A 17,196-nucleotide genomic window follows, 5' to 3' on the forward strand; every position below is an offset into this window, starting at 1 on the left:
CATGCTGAATTTCGCCCTGATCGGTGCGGGACGCATCGGCGTTTCCCATGCATCGCTGATCGCAAACCATCCGCGCGCGCGGCTCGCCGCGGTGATCGACGCGGATGCGAAAGCCGCCGCGTCGCTCGCGTCCCGCTTCAGCGCCGCGACGATGAACTGGGCCGAGGCGCTCGCCGACCCGGCGATCGATGCCATGCTGATCGCGAGTTCCACCGACACCCATGCGGGTTTCATCGAAGACGCGGCGCGCGCCGGCAAGGCGATCCTTTCCGAAAAACCGATCGATCTGTCGCTCGACCGCATCGATCGTTGCGGCGCGGTGGTGACGGAAACCAAGGCGCGCCTGATGGTGGGATTCAACCGCCGGTTCGATCCGCATATCGCTTCTCTCAAGGCGCGGCTCGATGACGAAGCGATTGGCCGGGCCAGCCAGATCCTGATTATCAACCGCGATGCCGGAGCGCCGCCGCCGGAATTTCTCCGCCGTTCCGGTGGTATTTTCCGCGACATGGCGATCCATGACTACGATCTTGCCTGCCATCTGTTCGGCGCGGCCCCGGTTGCGGTTCATGCCCAGGGCAGCGCCCTGGTTGATCCCGGTGCCGCGTCCTGCGGCGATTACGACACGGCGCTGACCGTGCTGACCATGGCGGACGGCGCGCAGGCGATGATCGCGAATGCACGATGTGCGCGATTCGGCTTCGATTTCCGCCTCGAAGTGCTTGGCGCGAAAGGCGTGTTGCGGCTCGACAATCCGCGCGAGACCACGCTGATCGAGGCGGATGCGGCAGGCGTACGACAGGCGAAACCGCCGCAGAATTTTTTCGCTCGGTTCGAGACCGCTTTTGCCCGCCAGCTCGACGCCTTCATCGACGCAATCATCGCGGGGCACTCACCGCCATCCGACTTCGCCGATGGCCGGACCGCGTCCGCGATCGCCGAAGCGGCGGCCAAATCCGCCACAACTGGAACGCCAATTTTACTTGACAGAAAAGATGGATTGATTATTCTAAAATTACAAAAATAAAGAATTACTATTCTGAATGAGCTCCATCACGGATGCTCGTACGAGAGGGAACGTTGCCGATGGAAAACGCTAAATCGCCGGGATGCGAGGACCGCCGGACATGAGGGCGCCTGATATGGCGACTGCTCCGGGGAAGAAGCCGGTGCATGACGAGCGTCTGACCGACATCTCTTGGCTGCACCGCGCGATGCGCCGGCCCGAGCTTGGCGCGGTCGGCGGCCTGATCGTGGTGATTTTGTTTTTCGCGGCGACCGCGAGTGCCACCATGTTCAGTGTCGCCGGCATCATGACGGTGCTGCGGCCCGCCGCCGAACTCGGCATCATGTCCGTCACCGCCGCACTTCTGATGATCGGCGGCGAGTTCGATCTTTCGATCGGCTCGATGGTCGCCTTCGCCGGGCTGATCTTCGGCGTTCTATTGGTCAACCTACATTTGCCGATGATCCTCGCCGTGCTCGGAACCCTGATCATGGCGGGGCTGTTCGGCGCGCTCAACGGGCAATTGGTGATTCGCACCAAGCTGCCCTCCTTCATCGTTACGCTGGCCTTTTTGTTCATCCTGCGCGGCTTGTCGCTGGTCGGACTCAAGCTCGCGACCGGCGGCAATACGATCCTCTCCGGCGTCGCGCCGGCGGGCAAGCCCGGCTTCGCCGATCACCTATTCTCCGGGGATACACTGACCGGATTGTTTTCCTGGCTGACGGCGCACGGCATGATCGCGACCCTGCCGAACGGCAAGCCTTCGGTGCATGGCGTGCCGATTTCGGTCGTCTGGTTCGTCACGATCACCGCGCTCGCTACCTGGGTTCTGCTGCGCACCCGCTTCGGCAACTGGATTTTCGCATCAGGCGGCGATGCCAATGCCGCGCGCAACTCCGGCGTTCCGGTCAACCGCGTGAAGACGATTCTGTTCGTCTGTACCGCGCTGTCCGCGGCACTAGTCGCGATCATCACCTCGCTCGATACCGCCTCGACCGATGCGCTGCGCGGTCTGCAGATGGAGTTCGAGGCGATCATCGCGGCGGTGATCGGCGGCTGCCTGCTGACCGGCGGCTACGGTTCGGCAATCGGCGCGTTTTTCGGCGCATTGATCTTCGGCACGGTCGAAATCGGCCTCACCTACACGAATTTCGACAGCGACTGGTTTCAGGTTTTCCTTGGCGCGATGCTGCTGATCGCGGTGATGTTCAATAACGCGGTGCGCCGGCGCGTGACCGGGGAACGCTGACCATGAGCGACCTCCCCCTCATCGAAGTCCGTGACCTGCGCAAGCAGTTCGGCCATGTCATCGCCCTCGCCGGCGTCTCGCTTCGTGTCCATGCAGGCGAGGTACTCTGCCTGCTCGGCGATAACGGCGCCGGAAAATCAACTCTGATCAAGACGCTGTCCGGGGTGCATAAACCCACCGAGGGCGAATTTCTGGCCGAGGGCAAATCGGTCGCGTTCGCCAGCCCGCGTGATGCGCTCGATGCAGGAATCGCGACGGTCTATCAGGATCTCGCGATGATCCCGCTGATGTCGATCACGCGCAATTTTTTCATGGGGCGCGAGCCGGCGAAAGGCGTCTGGCCATTCAAACGGGTCGATTTCCGAAGCTGTGACGACATCGTCCACGACGAAATGCGCCGGATCGGCATAGATGTGCGCGACCCGACCCAGGCGGTCGGCACGCTCTCGGGTGGCGAACGGCAATGCGTGGCGATCGCGCGGGCGGTTTATTTTGGCGCCAAAGTTTTGATTCTCGACGAACCGACCTCGGCCCTCGGTGTCGCGCAGACCTCGATGGTGCTGAAATACATCAATCAGGTGCGCGCCAAAGGGCTTGGGGTGATCTTCATCACCCATAATGTGCGCCACGCCTATGCGGTGGGCGATCGGTTCACCGTGCTCAATCGCGGGCGGACGATCGCGGACGCCGCGAAACGGGAGATCGGCATCGACGAGCTGCAGACCCTGATGGCCGGCGGCAAGGAGTTGCAGGAGGTTTCGGCCGAGCTGGCCGGAATGGTCTGAGGAACAGTTATTCAATCACGCGTTCATCACATGGGGAGGAAATGGTTATGACAAAGCGTTTGAGAGCCCTGCTCGCGGGGCTTGCCGGTGCGGCGGTCGTCGTATTCGGGCACGGTGCCGCGCAGGCGGCGCCGAAGAAGCTCGTGATCGAAATGGTCACCCATGGCGAGGCGGTCGATCCGTTCTGGACCCGGATCAAGAACGGCGCCGATCTGGCCGCGCGGCAGATGAATGTCGATCTGCGCTATCGCGCCCCGAATACGTTCAACATGGTCAAGATGAAGGATTTGATCCAGGCGGCGGTTAACCAGCATCCCGCCGGGCTGATCGTGACGATCCCGGACGCAGCGGCACTCGGCCCCCCGATCAAGGGCGCGGTGGATGACGGAATTCCGGTGATCACGATGAATACCGGCCGCGTTCCCGGCAAGAAGCTCGGCACGCTCGCCTATGTCGGCGAGGGCAATTACGCCGGCGGCGTCGAGGCCGGCAAGCGTTTCGCCAAGCTCGGCGCGACGCTAGGCGTCTGCCTCAATCAGGAGGTCGGGCAGATCGCGCTGGAGCGGCGATGCCAGGGCTTCGCGAAGGGGTTCGGCCACAAGGTGATCACCCTGCCGACCAGCGAAGACCCGACAACGGTGGTCTCCCAGATCGAGGCGTTTCTGCGGACGCACCCTGGCGCCAACGCGATCCTGGCGAACAGCGCGCCGCTTGGCGGCGAGCCGGCGGTGAAGGCGGTCGAGGCGCTTGGGCTCAAGACCAAGATCTTCATCGGCTCGTTCGATCTCTCGCCGGGTTTCCTGCAGGCGCTCGCGCAGAAGAAGGCCGATTTCGCGCTCGATCAGCAGCCCTTCCTGCAAGGCTATCTCTCGGTCGTGCTGATGGCGAATTACGCGCGCTATGGCGTCATTCCGTCTGAATACGACATCCCGACCGGGCCAAATTTCGTGACCCCCAAGAATGCCGCTCAGGTGATCGCCCTGTCCAAGAAAGGCATCAGGTGACGAAGCGGACGCTCGGCGTCTGTAGCTGGATTTTCGGAGGGTTAGGAGCCGGAGCGATCGTCAAGGCGGTCGCTCCTCTCGGCTACCGGGGGATCGAGCTGCATCCGGCACTTCTCGAAGCCAGGGACACGGCATCGATCCTTGCCGATCATGGGTTCGACATCGTCTCGATCACGCCGCCGGATGCGGATATCGCCCATCCCGATCCGGCGATTCGCGAACCGGCGATCGTCACGCTCTATCGGATGATCGACCGGGCGACGGAACTCGGTGCGCCGCGCGCGGCGGTGCATGGGCTGGTCGGGCGCATCCGCCCGGTCACGACCCAGGCGGAGGAGGACGATCTGCTCGACGACGCGGTGGCCCGGCTTGCCGACCATGCCGCCGCCTGTGGGATCGCCCTGGTTTTCGAGGTGCTGAACCGCTACGAATCGCACCAGATCAATACCGCCGAACAGGGGTTGGCGACGCTCGCCCGGCTCGGCCGGCCGAATCTGAAACTGCTGCTCGACGCGTATCACATGAATATCGAGGAACCCGATCCGGCGGCGGCACTCCGCGCGGCCGGCGCTTCACTCGGGCTCTATCATGCCGCCGATTCCAATCGCCGCGCGCCGGGGCGCGGCCATATCGATTTTGCGGCGCAACGGGCGGCATTGGATGCGATCTCCTATGCCGGGCCGGTGGTTATCGAGATCACCGCACCCGGCCCGGATCCGTTCACGCCAAAGAAGTCCGGCGATTTTCGCGCGATATTGCTCGACGATCTCGCGGCGGCGATCAGAACACTCGGCGCGAGGTGAGGGTTTTCCATCAAATCTCCGCTTACGGAGGCGGGTTCGCACCGGTATTCTGAGGCTACTCCATAAGCCAGGAAAGCAGTGCGACGATGACGCCAGCGACGACAACGATGACGAGGGACCGGCCACATCGGCGCGACTACGGCCTCACCGGCGCCGACGCCCGCCGCGCCGAAGCGACCGGACTCGCCAATGCGAAGTGGTTTTCGGCAAATGTGCCGCGCGCCGCGCTGAAATCGATGATGCAGCGGCGTAACGGACCCGCGCTGCGCGACACCGCGATCTGGTTGGCGGCGCTCGCCGCCTCCGGCGGCCTCGCCGCATGGTTTTGGGGCAGCGCCTGGAGCATTCCGTTTTTCGGCGTCTACGGCGTGCTTTACGGCTCGGCGTCCGATTCGCGCTGGCACGAATGCGGCCACGGCACCGCTTTTCGCACACGCCGGCTGAACGACATCGTCTACAACATCGCCTCCTTCATGATCCTGCGCGAGCCGACGGTCTGGCGCTGGAGCCATGCACGCCACCATACAGATACCATCATCGTCGGGCGTGACCCGGAAATCCTCGCGCCGCGCCCGCCCGATCTTCTCGGCATCACGCTCAATCTGTTCGCGCTGAAAGCCGGTCCGAAGGCGATCGCCCATATCCTGCTGCACGCAACCGGCTGTCTGACCGCCGACGAAAAAAGCTTCATCCCCGCGACGGAGCAGCCGAAGGTAATCCGCACCGCACGCATCTGGCTCGGTCTGTTCGGCGCGGTGATCGCGCTCGCGCTCGCGACGCGCAGTTTTCTGCCCTTGATGCTCGTCGGGCTGCCGACCTTCTACGGCGCCTGGCTGCAACTGATCTTCGGCGTCACCCAACATTCGGGACTTGCGGAAGACGTGCTGGATCACCGGCTCAATAGTCGGACGATCCACATGAATCCGGTGTTCCGCTTCATCTACTGGAACATGAACTACCACGTCGAACACCACATGTTTCCGCTGGTGCCGTATCACGCGCTGCCGCAACTGCACGCGGCGATCGGCGCGGAATGTCCGCCGCCCTATCCGGGCCTGCTCGCCGCCTATCGGGAAATCGTCCCCGCGCTGATCCGCCAGCGCCGCGATCCCACCTGGCATATCAAGCGCCGGTTGCCCCAGCGCGCGGTGGAAGCGTGACGATGATTTCCAAGGAAAATGACACCATGACGCAATGGATCGATGTCTGCGCTGCGGACGCGCTGGAACCGGACGACGTGATCCGCTTCGATCACGAAGGGCAAACCTTCGCGGTCTATCGCACGTCGGATGACGCGTATTGCGCGACCGACGGACTTTGCACGCACGAGCAGGTGCATCTCGCCGACGGCTATCTCGAGGGCAGGATCATCGAATGCCCGAAGCATAACGGGCGGTTCGATATCATGACCGGAGCGGCGAAAGGCGCGCCCGCCTGCATCGATCTGGCGACCTATCCGGTGAAGGTCGCCGATGAGCGCGTGCTCATTGGCCTCGGCTGAGCCATCATGTCCATACGCCGCATCGTCATCATCGGCGCGGGTGCGACAGGTACTGCCGCCACCCGTGCGCTCCGCGCCTCGGGGTTCGACGGCGCGCTCGCGCTGATCGACGGCGAAGGCGAAACGCCCTACGAGCGCCCTGCCCTGTCGAAATCGGTGCTGACCGATGCCGCCGATCCGCCCGTGCTGCTCGACGCTGCGACGATCGCGCGCGAGGCGATCGATCTTGTCTCGGGCATTCCGGCCGCCGCGATCGACCGGGCGGCGCGGTGCGTGACGCTCGCGAACGGCCCTGCAATCTCCTACGATCGCCTGCTGATCGCGACCGGCGCCACCCCGCGCCGCCTCACCCTACCGGGGGCCGAGCGCGTATACTATTTGCGCAATCTTGCGGATGCGCGAGCGATCCGCACCCGGCTCGTGCCTGGCGCTGCGATCGCCATCGTGGGCGGCGGGCTGATCGGGCTGGAGCTCGCGGCAAGCGCGCGCAGGCTCGGCTGCGCGGTGACCGTGATCGAGGCTGCGCCGCGCATCCTGGGCCGCGCCGTGCCTGCGCGCCTTGCCGCCGCGATCGAGGCGCGACACCGCGCTTCGGGCGTCGCTTTCCACACCTCGGCGACGATAGCCTCGATCGACGGCGCCGGGCTTCGCCTGGATAACGATGCATGGATCGGTGCGGATGCCGTCATCGCCGGGATCGGCGTGGTGCCCGAAACGGCGCTCGCGGGCGCGGCCGGTCTTGCGCTCGATAACGGAATCGCGGTCGATGCGGCGTTCGCGACCTCAGATTCCGCGATCTTTGCCGCCGGCGATTGCTGCGCGCTCCCGCACAGGCTGTTCGGCACGGCGAGGCTGCGTTTCGAATCCTGGCGGGTTGCCGGCGATACCGGCGCGTGCGTGGCGGCAACTCTGCTGGGTGTCGCACGGCCGTTCGACGCCGTGCCCTGGTTCTGGTCCGACCAGTATGACGAAACCCTGCAGATCGCCGGAATGCCGCAATTCGGCGCCCGTATCGTCGAACGCGCCACCGGAACCGCCGCGCCGATGCTGTTCCATCTCGCCGCGGACGGTCGCCTCGTCGCCGCCGCCGCGTTCGGACCGGCCGGCGCGATCGGGCGCGACATCCGCATCGCCGAGCGGCTGATCGCGGCATGTGCGCATCCCGCGCCCGAGGATCTCGCCGATCCGTCGCGCCCGCTGAAGGTGCTGCTCCGCGGCACCGTGGCGGCTTGAGTGCGGGGGTCTCCGGGATCATATTTCCCCGGCACCGGAACAGGGAGGTCAGAATGCCGGCACAGGAAATCTTCCCGCTCGAGGGCGGCTGCGACTGCCGCACCGTCCGCTATCGCATGGAAATCCGCCCGCTTTTCGTTCATTGCTGTCACTGCCGCTGGTGCCAGCGCGAGACCGGCACGGCCTTCGCGCTCAATGCGATGATCGAGTCCGAGCATGTCACGACGCTCGCGGCCGAGCCGGTCGTGATCGATACGCCGTCGGCAAGCGGAATCGGCCAGAGAATCGCCCGCTGCCCGAACTGTCATGTCGCGGTCTGGAGCAATTACGGCGGTGCGGGAGACAAAATGCGGTTCGTGCGGGTCGGCACGCTCGATGCGCCGGATCATCTGCCGCCCGATATTCATATTTTCACCACATCGAAGCAGCCCTGGGTCGTGATTCCGCCGGGGGCGGCGGTGGTTCCCGAATATTACGATCGCGAAGAACACTGGCCGGCCGAGAGTCTGGCACGGCGGCGCGTTCCGCTGGAGAAGTCCGGCGCCGGGCGGACATGATCGCCGAAGCCAGTTCGGCGCTCCGGGATCGTGCGTAGCCGCGCGAAACTGGAGGATGTCGCGCGCCGCGCCGGGTGCGGCCTCGCGACCGTGGACCGGGTGCTCAATGAGCGCGGCGGCGTTTCGCCGGCGACCGCGCAGCGCGTGCTGAAGGCCGCGCGCGCACTCGGCCTCCGCCGCATCCTGCCCGCGCCCTGGCACCGGCAAATCAGGATCGACATTCTGCTGACCCGTTCGGCAACTCCCTATATCGGACGGCTCAACGCCGCCTTCGTGGCGATCGCCGGCACGCTTGACCGCTCGGTCACGCTGCAGCGCAGCGCGCTCGATCCCCAGCCCACGCCCGCCGCGCGGCGGATGGCGGAAAGTTCCGCCGATGCCGTCGCGGTCTATGTCGTCGATCATCATTCGGTGCGCGAGGCGGTCGATCGCCTCGCCCTGCGCGGCGTGCCCGTCATCTGTCTCACCACCGATCTGCCCGGAACCGCACGCGCCGCCTATGTCGGGATCGACCATGGCAAGGCAGGGCGCACGGCAGCGTTCCTCGCCGCACGGGTGCAGCTCGCGCGCGAGCCCGGCGCTGCCCTGGTCATCACCACCAGCCTCGCCTTCCGCGCCCATGTCGAACGGGTTGACGGATTCGCCGAGGGACTCGCCCGCCATGCGCCGGACGCGCGCATCGCCGAGGTGCTGGAGGCGATGGACGATCCCGATCGCGCCTATGCCGCGATCAGAACCGCGCTCGCGGCGCGGGACGATTGGGGCGCGCTCTACAATACCGGGGGAGCCAATCGAGCGGTCGCCGCCGCTATCGCCGATGCCGGATGGCGCGATCGCCTGATCTTCCTCGGTCACGAACTCACCGGAGAAACCGCATCGCTCCTTGCCTCCGGCGCGATGCTCGCGACGATCGATCAGGCGCCCGAACTCCAGGCCCGCCGCGCAACCGATATCCTGCTCCGCCGTCTCGGTCTCGCCGAAGGCGAGGTGCCGACGGGCGAAATTCCCTTCACCCTGCACACGCCTGAAAATATCTAAAAATTTTCGGTTGCGGCTGCGTGATCGGTATCGACGCGCACCCGCCATAACCGGCGCGGACCGGCCATGACGTTGAGATAATAGAGATCGCATCCCGGTGCGGCGGAAACCGGATGATAGCCGCGCGGCACCAGCACCGCGCAGCCATCGTCGAGCGGGAGGGCGGCATCGAGCGATCGGTCCTTTGTATAGACGCGCTGGACGCCGAAACCGGACGGACGCGCGAAACGATGGTAATAGACCTCCTCCAGCGCGGTTTCGTGCGGCCAATCATCGGTATCATGCTTGTGCGGCGGGAAGGACGACCAGTGGCCGCCGGGTGTTATCACCTCGACGACCAGCAACGATGCCGCCGGTTCGGTCTCGGGCAGGATGTCGCGGATCAGCCTTGCGGTGCTGCCCGCGCCGCGCGTGGACACCTGCCATGATCGCGGCCCGATGATCCGGGGCGGGATTTTGCCCCGTTCATCCGCCGCGAGGCAAAGTGCTAACTCGCAGTCCGTCTCGGCGCGGAACCGGAAGCGGTTGCGCGCGGGAATGTAGGCGGCGTGGCCTGCCGCCGTGAAGGGATTTTTCCGTCCGCCGATCGCGGTCCGGGTCAGGCCCTCGGCTTCGAGACGGCCCTGGCCGGATAACAGGACGAGGCAGGTTTCGCGCACGTCGTCGATCCGCGCGAGTTCGGCGCCGGGCGCTAACTGGAACACCTCCATTGCGCAGTGTCGCAACGCATCCCTGGTCGCCAGCACGCGGCCTTCCGGGTCTGGCGACGGATTCGCTCGGATCAGCAGGGTCACGATACCAATCCTCCCCGGTTCCGCCACCATAGCGAAACCATCGCACGGAACCGCTCGATCATCATATCCCGTGCCGCCGCTTCGTCGATCGCGCCGGAGCAGAATCGCTCCGCCGCCTCCTGCCAGATCGCCCGACCGATCGCGAAGCCGGCGACGATCGGTGCCGCCGCCGCCGTCGCGATGCCGTTCGCGAGGTCGTCATCCCCCGCGTCCCGCCCGAGCACCAGAACGCCGCGGCAATCCGGGTCGTTGTGCCGGATCACCGCCTCGATTCGCCGCCAGGAAGCCGCGCTCTGCATCTCCAGTTTCCACCAATCGGGGTGCAAGCCGAGCGCATAGAGATGCGCAAGCGTGTCAGCGAGGGTCGCTTCACCGACCGGCCCGAAGGGCGACGCGACCAGTTCGATCAGCAACGCGCGGCCGAGCCGCCGAGCCGCCTCGCCGGTTTGCACCAGCGCCACATCCTGGGCGGCGCGCAGTTCGGGCGGGTCGTCCGGGTGGTAGAGTGCCAGGCACTTCACCACATGCGTCTCGGGCCACGCGATCAGGGCGGAACCGAGATCGCGCCCGGCCTCGAAGGCGAGCGGCCGGCTGCCCGGCCGTTCGACTGGCACGCCGATCCAGAGCGGCGCGGGCCGGGCGGTGAGCGAGTCGAGCGCCGCCGCACCATAATCCCGATCAAGCAGAACGCCGAACCCGCATTCCGGCCGCGTATCGGTCGCGGCAAGATCGCGCATCGCGGCGCATCCCGTCGATTTGAACGTGGCGATCGCCCGTGCGTCCCGCCCATGGTGCGTGGCAAGTGCCGCGAATTGCGCGCGATGATCGAGCGCGAGCGCGAGAATCGTCGCCGGCGCATTGCGCGCGGCGGTCGCGCGCGGAGGATTGGCGCTCGCCGGCGCACCCGCAAGGAACGCCGCAAGCTCTTGGGTCGTGGGGCTTGCCGCAGAGCAGAGCAGCCGCGCCGCGACGATCGCCCCGCACGCATTACCGTGCCGCGCGCAATCCTCCGGTGCGGCGCCCTCTAGATAGCGCGCGATGAACCCGGCCATAAACGCATCCCCCGCGCCGAGCGGGTTGCACAGCGCCACGGAAAATCCGGGTACCACGCCGCCCGCATCCAACCGTGCGGGAATCGCCGCGCGAAGCACCACCGAACCCCGCGATCCGCGCTTGACCACGAACACGGCGCCCGACCGTGCGCGCAGCGACAGTAGCGCGTCGATCGTGCTCCCGGCGTTGCCGGCGATCCGCCACTCTTCCTCGGTACCGACGACGACATCCGCCGCTTCGATCAGCGCGGTCAGACGGGATGCGACCGCCGCCGCGCCGCCGGGGGTGCCGAACGACGGCCGGTGGTCGATATCGAGCACCACCGATCGCGCCGCATCGCGCGCGGCGGTGATCGCCACGTCCACCGCATCCGCGCCGATGCCCGAGGCCGCATGGGCGCCGCTGACCACCAGGGCGCGGGCCGAGACGATCAGCGCGGTGTCGATCTCGGCCGGCTCGGTTACCGCGTCAGCGGCGTTCTCGCGGAAAAACACCAGATCGGGCGCGCCTCCGGGCGCCGCGCTGGCGAAGGCGAGCGCGGTGCACCGTGCCGCATCCTGGCGCAGTCCGCGCGTCGCGACATTTTCCGCTTCCAGGGTCGCTTTGACATAGGCACCGAAAGAGTCGGCTCCGGTCGCGGTGACGATGGCCGCGCGCAGCCCCAACCGTGCGCAGCCGATCGCGATATTGCCCGCGCAGCCACCCACCGCGCGGGCGAAACTGCTCGCCTGATCGAGACGCACGCCGCTTTGCTGGGCATAGAGATCGACGCAGATCCGGCCGAGCGTGACGACATCGAATTTCGGCTCCGGCGCGACGATCACCACCACGATCCCCGGAAAAATAAAACGAACAATCCATAGACTTTATGTTCTGGAATTGTTATTCCATTCAGAAAGGTTTGGAGAATGTCCATGACCCAGCTCAATATCGCCTTGATCGGCGCCGGCCGGATCGGCCGCGTCCATGCCGCCTCGATCGCGGCGCACCCGGATTGCCGCCTCGCCACCGTCAGCGACGCGATCGAGGACGCGGCCCGGTCGCTCGCCGCCGAAACCGGCGCGGCCGTGACTCCCGCCGAGGCCGCGATCGGCGATCCCGCGACCGACGCAGTCATGATCTGCGCGCCCACCGATGTCCATGCCGCGCTGATCGAAACCGCCGCGCGCGCCGGCAAGCCGGTGTTCTGCGAAAAGCCAGTCGATCTCGATGCCGCTCGCATCCGCGCCTGCCTCGCCGTGGTTCGCAGCACCGGCATTCCCCTCATGATTGGCTTCAACCGCCGATTCGACCCAAGTTTCCGCGACCTCAAGCGCCGCCTGGACGCCGGCCGCATCGGCAGCATAGAACTGGTGTCGATCCTATCGAAAGACCCAGCGCCGCCGCCGGTTTCGTATATCGAGCGTTCTGGGGGGCTGTTCCGCGACATGATGATCCATGATCTCGACATGGCGCGCTTCCTGCTCGGCGAGGAGCTGATCGCGGTTCATGCCGCCGGTAGCGCCCTGGTCGATCCGGCGATCGGCGCGGCGGGCGATGTCGATACCGCCGTCGTCACGCTGAGGACAGGGTCTGGCAAGCTGGTCTCGATCACCAATTCACGGCGCGCGACCTATGGCTACGATCAGCGGATCGAGGTTCATGGCAGTGGAGGGATGCTCGCCGCCGGCAACCGCACCCAGACCACCGTGACCGAAGCGGGCGCGTCCGGGTATATCACCGATCCCGCTTTGCCGTTTTTCCTGGAACGCTACGCGGACGCATATCGGGCCGAACTCGACGCCTTCGTCGCCGCGATCAAGGGCGGCACGATGCCGGAACCGGATGGCGAGGATGGGCTCGCGGCGCAGATTCTCGCCGACGCCGCGACCGAATCGGCGAAAACCGGCCAGACGGTGCATCTTCAATGAGCGCCAAACGCGATCCCGCCGCGCTGCGCAGCCACCGCTGGTTCGGTGCGGCCGATCTGCGCAGTTTCGGCCACCGCTCGCGGATCAGGCAGCTCGGTTTCGACCTCGCGGATGTCGCGGGGCGCCCGGTGATCGCGATCGTCAATACCTGGAACGGGCTTGCCCATTGCCATGGCCATTTTCCGGCGCGGGTGGAGGCGATCAGGCGCGGCGTGCTGGAGGCCGGCGGGTTTCCTGTCGAAATCCCGGTGATGGCGCTGCCGGAAAATTTCGTGAAGCCGACCACCATGCTCTATCGCAACCTGCTCGCCATGGAGGTCGAGGAAAACCTTCGCTCGCTGCCGGTGGACGGCGCGGTGCTGATGGGCGGTTGCGACAAGACCACGCCGGCGACTATCATGGGGGCGATCAGCGCCGGGCTGCCGGCGATTTTCATGCCGGCCGGCCCGATGCTGCGTGGCAACTGGGGCGGCAAAATCCTTGGCTCCGGCTCAGATGTCTGGAAATACTGGGACGAGAAACGCGCCGGCAACATCTCCGACGCACAATGGGCGGACATGGAATCCGGCATCGCGCGGTCCGACGGCGTGTGCATGACCCTGGGCACCGCGATGACCATGACCTCGCTGGCCGAGGTGCTGGGCCTGACGCTGCCGGGCGCGACGTCAATCCCCGCACCCGATTCCGGCCATGCCCGCATGGCGACGGCGACCGGGCGGCGTGCGGTCGATCTGGTCTGGGAGGGTTTGCGGCCTTCCGATATCCTTACCGCCGCAAGTTTCGACAACGCGATCATCGCGAGTGCCGCGCTCGCCGGTTCGACCAACGCGATCATCCATCTGATCGCGATGGCGCGCCGGGCGGGAATCCCGCTCTGGCTCGATCGGTTCGACGAACTCTCATCGGGCGTGAAGGTGCTCGCCGATATCCGCCCTTCCGGCGCCTATCTGATGGAGGATTTCTTCTATGCCGGCGGATTGCCCGCCTTCCTGACCCGCATCGCGCACCGGCTCGATCTTTCGACCCGGACCGTCAACGGCAGAACGCTTGGCGATAACATCGCAGAGGCGAAAGTCTGGAACGAGGAGGTGATCCGCCCGGAACAAAATCCGGTCTCTTTCGCCGAGGGGCTGGCGGTGCTGCGCGGTAATCTCGCACCCGACGGCTGCGTGATGAAACCGTCCGCCGCGGAGCCGCGTTTGCTCAAGCACGAAGGTCCGGTGCTGGTTTTTGACGATTACGACGCGATGGCGCGTGCCGTCGCCGATCCCGATCTCGACGTCACGCCGGATCATGTTCTGGTGCTACGCAATGCCGGGCCGCTCGGCGGGCCTGGAATGCCCGAATGGGGCATGCTGCCGATTCCGGTGAAGCTGCTGCGCCAAGGGGTGCGCGATATGGTGCGCATCTCGGATGCGCGGATGAGCGGCACCAGCTACGGCGCCTGCATTCTGCATGTCGCGCCGGAAGCCTTTATCGGCGGCCCGCTCGCGCTGATCCGCACCGGCGATGTCATCGCCGTCGATGTCGCCGCGCGCCGCATCGCCGTGCAACTGACGGACGACGAACTTTTGCTCCGCCGCGCCGCCTGGACGCCGCCGCCGCCGCGTTATCCGCGCGGCTATGGCGCCATGGCGGCTGCTCATATCGGTCAGGCCAACACCGGCTGCGATTTCGACTTTCTGCAGCGCGACGGGGCCATCCTCGAACCCGAAATCCATTGACGGAATTCGTCATGCCCCGACATATGCGCGTAACAATGATGCTTTATGGGTAGCTGGTCGAAGTCTCATCGCAGAACAGGAGATCGCGATGATCAAACGTTGGCGATCCCGCCTTACCCGCCCGATTCTGGCCGCCGTCTCGGCTGCCGCCGTGGCCGGCGCGCTGATGGTCCCGCACCCGGCCTATGCCTGGTGGCGACCGCATCCCTGGTGGGGACCGCGTTTCGGGATCGGCATCACCGTGCCGCTGGCGATTCCCGCGCCGCCGCCGGCCTATGCCTATTACGGTCCGCCGGCCTATTACGCGCCGCGCGCCCGTGTCTGGATTCCGCCGCACTATAACTGGGCCGGTGCGTACATCCCCGGTCACTGGGTCTGGCGTTAGTTAGAAAGATGCTCCTTGAGCCGCGGCATCAGCTCCACGAGATTGCAGGGGCGATGCCGCGAATCGAGCTGGAACAGCAGAATATCGTCCCAGCCATCCTTCACCGCTCCGGGTGAGCCGGGAAGCGCGAAGAGATAGGTTCCGCCGGCCACGCCGCCGATCGCGCGGGACTGGATCGTCGAGGAGCCGATTTTCCGGTAGCTCAGCATACGGAATAATTCGCCGAATCCCTCGATTTCCTTCTCCAGCACCCGCGAGAACGCCTCTGGCGTCACGTCCCGCCCGGTGATGCCGGTGCCGCCGGTGGCAATCACAACGTCGATCGCATGATTCTCGATCCAGTCCCGCAGCCGCGCCTCGATCGCATCGGCATCGTCGCGTACGATCGCCCGCGCCGCCAGGATATGCCCCGCCGCCTCGATCCGTGCCGCAAGTGCGTCGCCAGAGGTATCGTTTTCCGCATTCCGCGTGTCCGATACGGTCAGCACCGCGATCGATACCGGCACGAATTTCCTGGTTTCGTCGATGCGCGACATCGATTTCCGCTCCTGGTCACCGGATGCCGATATAGGGCGTTTCGCGGCAACACCGAACCCCCCGCCCTTGATGCCCGTTTCCAAAGGGCGGCCTGACCCAGCCTCTTGCGCCATGCGGCAGGGAAAGCTAGATCACGCCTTCGGATCGTGGGTGCGTAGCTCAGCGGGAGAGCATCGCCTTCACACGGCGGGGGTCACAGGTTCAATCCCTGTCGCACCCACCACGATTTCAATGGTTTAGAGAGCGTTTTTTGAGTTGTCCGGTCGGTTTCCGGGGCCACGTGGCCCCGGAAACCGATGGCCGAGGTCAGCGCATTGGCCGCGTCGCGCAGATAGTCCGGGCTATGATGGCCGTAGACCGCTTCGATCATCGCGACCGAATTGCCCAGGAAGCCGGCGATCTGGTTGTAGGAAATGCCGCGCTGCACCATCCAGGAGGCCGCGGTGTGGCGCAGCGTGTGGGGCGAGACGCCCTTGAGGCCGGCGCGATCGGCGCTGGCCCGAAAGCCCCGTTTGACCGAGAGGACGCGGCTGCCCCGGTATTCGACCACGTAATCGCTCACGGCCTGCTTGCGCGCCTCAACCAGGAGGGAAAGCAGCGGATCGGCGATCGGAACCTTGGCCCGGCGCTTGTTGCCGTTGCCTTCGCCTAAATCGATCATTCGGCGCTCGAAATCGACCCGATCCCAGGTCAATTCGAGAAGCGCGCTGGTACGGCCGGCCGTGAACAGGCCAAGGGCGATGAACATCCGCACATGGTCATGGACCGCGCAAGCCATCAACCGCTCCGCTTCGGCCGGCGTCAGCCAGCGGTCGCGCGGAGGATTGCTTGGAGGCAGCTCAACATGCGGGACATTCGCGATCCAGCCGCGCTTTTGCGCCCAATTGAGCGCCGCTTGCAGCGCGCCGAGTTCGCGCCTGACGGTCGGCCCGCTGATCGGCGGCTTGCGCTCCTGCTGGCGTTCCTTGAGGTAGCGGCGTCCCACCTCGACGGAAAGCGTCTCGACGTTCAGCGGGCCAAGGCGGCGCCGGAGCGGATTGAGATGGCAGCGGGACTTGTCGGACTTCCCTGCCATCTTGTCGGCTTCATAGGCGTCGAGCACATCCTTGACGGTGGGCTTGTCCGGGGATGGCGGCGTGTCGAATCCGGCTATGAAATCCGCGAGGAAGCGTTGCGCTTGCGCATGATTCGTTGTGCCGCACGAAAGCCGGCGCCAGGCTCCATCCTCCCACCACCGGACATAGAACCACTCGCCGCGCTTGGCGAGCCGGTAGGATGGGGTTTCTTGTTTTGGTCTGGGCATTGCTGTGCCTCATATTGTTGAAGGTCGGAAGGGCGCACCCTGATCTGCCCTCCAACCCGAATATGAGGCAATTTGCCATTCCCGCAAAGAGTGTAGATCGAGGTCGGCGACACCCGAAAATGCCGTGCGACCTCGGCGACGGTGAAGACGGCTACGGGAGAACGAGATACGGTCCCATGAGCAAAATCATTCCTGCTTACCCATCTTGATCAGCCACTTTCAGAGCGGTACAAAACAGAGACATGATGCTGTGAGCGGAGGAAATCGATGGCTCGGAATGCGGTGCAGTTTCAGCGAGGGCTGAGCGAGGCTGA

General features: G+C 65.5%; 17 protein-coding genes, 1 tRNA gene and 1 pseudogene. 14 read left to right on the plus strand and 5 right to left on the minus strand.

Translation table 11 applies throughout. From position 1 onward, the window contains the following. Nucleotide 1 precedes the first annotated feature (1 nt). The 10 genes from L2A60_RS15745 (at nucleotide 2) to L2A60_RS15790 (ending at nucleotide 9,176) form a co-directional block, all read left to right on the plus strand. Entirely contained in the window at nucleotides 2-1,027 is a 1,026-nt protein-coding gene (locus L2A60_RS15745; protein WP_235705401.1) for a Gfo/Idh/MocA family oxidoreductase, read from the plus strand. Nucleotides 1,028-1,142: 115 nt separating this feature from the next. Then, on the plus strand, nucleotides 1,143-2,255 hold the full coding sequence (locus tag L2A60_RS15750; protein WP_235705402.1) for an ABC transporter permease: 1,113 nt from the start codon (nucleotides 1,143-1,145) through the stop codon (nucleotides 2,253-2,255). A 2-nt stretch (nucleotides 2,256-2,257) separates the two neighbouring features. Then, nucleotides 2,258-3,040, plus strand: coding sequence for an ATP-binding cassette domain-containing protein (locus tag L2A60_RS15755; RefSeq protein ID WP_235705403.1), 783 nt, complete (start codon nucleotides 2,258-2,260; stop codon nucleotides 3,038-3,040). A 47-nt stretch (nucleotides 3,041-3,087) separates the two neighbouring features. After that, nucleotides 3,088-4,044, plus strand: coding sequence for a sugar ABC transporter substrate-binding protein (locus L2A60_RS15760; protein ID WP_235705404.1), 957 nt, complete (start codon nucleotides 3,088-3,090; stop codon nucleotides 4,042-4,044). Continuing rightward, nucleotides 4,041-4,847, plus strand: coding sequence for a sugar phosphate isomerase/epimerase family protein (locus L2A60_RS15765; protein WP_235705405.1), 807 nt, complete (start codon nucleotides 4,041-4,043; stop codon nucleotides 4,845-4,847). The genes L2A60_RS15760 and L2A60_RS15765 overlap by 4 nt, the downstream gene beginning before the upstream one ends. 107 nt (nucleotides 4,848-4,954) lie before the next feature. Continuing rightward, complete coding sequence (locus tag L2A60_RS15770) at nucleotides 4,955-6,007, plus strand: fatty acid desaturase family protein (RefSeq protein ID WP_235705406.1); 1,053 nt, start codon at nucleotides 4,955-4,957, stop codon at nucleotides 6,005-6,007. Between the two features lie 26 nt (nucleotides 6,008-6,033). Then, nucleotides 6,034-6,348: a MocE family 2Fe-2S type ferredoxin gene (locus L2A60_RS15775; RefSeq protein WP_235705407.1), complete on the plus strand. Its 315-nt coding sequence runs from the start codon at nucleotides 6,034-6,036 to the stop codon at nucleotides 6,346-6,348. Nucleotides 6,349-6,354: 6 nt separating this feature from the next. Continuing rightward, complete coding sequence (locus L2A60_RS15780) at nucleotides 6,355-7,581, plus strand: NAD(P)/FAD-dependent oxidoreductase (protein ID WP_235705408.1); 1,227 nt, start codon at nucleotides 6,355-6,357, stop codon at nucleotides 7,579-7,581. A 53-nt stretch (nucleotides 7,582-7,634) separates the two neighbouring features. Then, on the plus strand, nucleotides 7,635-8,138 hold the full coding sequence (locus L2A60_RS15785) for a GFA family protein (RefSeq protein WP_235705409.1): 504 nt from the start codon (nucleotides 7,635-7,637) through the stop codon (nucleotides 8,136-8,138). A gap of 30 nt (nucleotides 8,139-8,168) precedes the next feature. Beyond that, entirely contained in the window at nucleotides 8,169-9,176 is a 1,008-nt protein-coding gene (locus L2A60_RS15790) for a LacI family DNA-binding transcriptional regulator (RefSeq protein WP_235705410.1), read from the plus strand. Here L2A60_RS15790 and iolB read toward each other — a convergent pair. Both iolB and L2A60_RS20775 read right to left on the minus strand, forming a co-directional pair. Continuing rightward, nucleotides 9,173-9,970, minus strand: a complete 798-nt coding sequence (gene iolB / locus L2A60_RS15795) for a 5-deoxy-glucuronate isomerase (RefSeq protein ID WP_235705411.1) — start codon at nucleotides 9,968-9,970, stop codon at nucleotides 9,173-9,175. The two genes, L2A60_RS15790 and iolB, sit on opposite strands and share 4 nt — an antisense overlap. Further along, entirely contained in the window at nucleotides 9,967-11,847 is a 1,881-nt protein-coding gene (locus L2A60_RS20775; protein ID WP_235705412.1) for a PfkB family carbohydrate kinase, read from the minus strand. Before L2A60_RS20775 ends, iolB begins: the two co-directional genes overlap by 4 nt. A gap of 90 nt (nucleotides 11,848-11,937) precedes the next feature. Here L2A60_RS20775 and iolG point away from each other — a divergent pair, with 90 nt between their 5' ends. The 3 genes from iolG to L2A60_RS15815 all read left to right on the plus strand — a co-directional run bounded on the left by iolG (nucleotide 11,938) and on the right by L2A60_RS15815 (nucleotide 15,042). Next, a complete protein-coding gene (gene iolG / locus L2A60_RS15805; protein WP_235705413.1) occupies nucleotides 11,938-12,933 on the plus strand; it encodes an inositol 2-dehydrogenase in 996 nt (331 codons plus the stop codon). After that, nucleotides 12,930-14,657 (plus strand): L-arabinonate dehydratase, encoded by a 1,728-nt coding sequence (gene araD / locus L2A60_RS15810; protein WP_235705414.1) that lies wholly within the window; start codon nucleotides 12,930-12,932, stop codon nucleotides 14,655-14,657. Before iolG ends, araD begins: the two co-directional genes overlap by 4 nt. A gap of 88 nt (nucleotides 14,658-14,745) precedes the next feature. Next, a complete protein-coding gene (locus tag L2A60_RS15815) occupies nucleotides 14,746-15,042 on the plus strand; it encodes a hypothetical protein (RefSeq protein ID WP_235705415.1) in 297 nt (98 codons plus the stop codon). Here the strand turns inward: L2A60_RS15815 and moaB are convergent. Further along, the gene (gene moaB, locus L2A60_RS15820; RefSeq protein ID WP_235705416.1) at nucleotides 15,039-15,578 is read right to left on the minus strand and encodes a molybdenum cofactor biosynthesis protein B; all 540 of its coding nucleotides are present in this window, start codon (nucleotides 15,576-15,578) and stop codon (nucleotides 15,039-15,041) included. The genes L2A60_RS15815 and moaB overlap by 4 nt on opposite strands. A 149-nt stretch (nucleotides 15,579-15,727) precedes the next feature. Here moaB and L2A60_RS15825 point away from each other — a divergent pair. Further along, nucleotides 15,728-15,802, plus strand: a tRNA-Val gene (locus L2A60_RS15825). Here the strand turns inward: L2A60_RS15825 and L2A60_RS15830 are convergent. Both L2A60_RS15830 and L2A60_RS20940 read right to left on the minus strand, forming a co-directional pair. After that, entirely contained in the window at nucleotides 15,773-16,681 is a 909-nt protein-coding gene (locus L2A60_RS15830; protein ID WP_235705417.1) for a tyrosine-type recombinase/integrase, read from the minus strand. The genes L2A60_RS15825 and L2A60_RS15830 overlap by 30 nt on opposite strands. A 47-nt stretch (nucleotides 16,682-16,728) precedes the next feature. Further along, a pseudogene (locus L2A60_RS20940) lies at nucleotides 16,729-17,016 on the minus strand (helix-turn-helix domain-containing protein); the annotation flags it as partial. Nucleotides 17,017-17,196: the final 180 nt, after the last annotated feature.

It is taken from the genome of Acidiphilium iwatense (genome assembly GCF_021556475.1).
Taxonomy (GTDB): domain Bacteria; phylum Pseudomonadota; class Alphaproteobacteria; order Acetobacterales; family Acetobacteraceae; genus Acidiphilium; species Acidiphilium iwatense.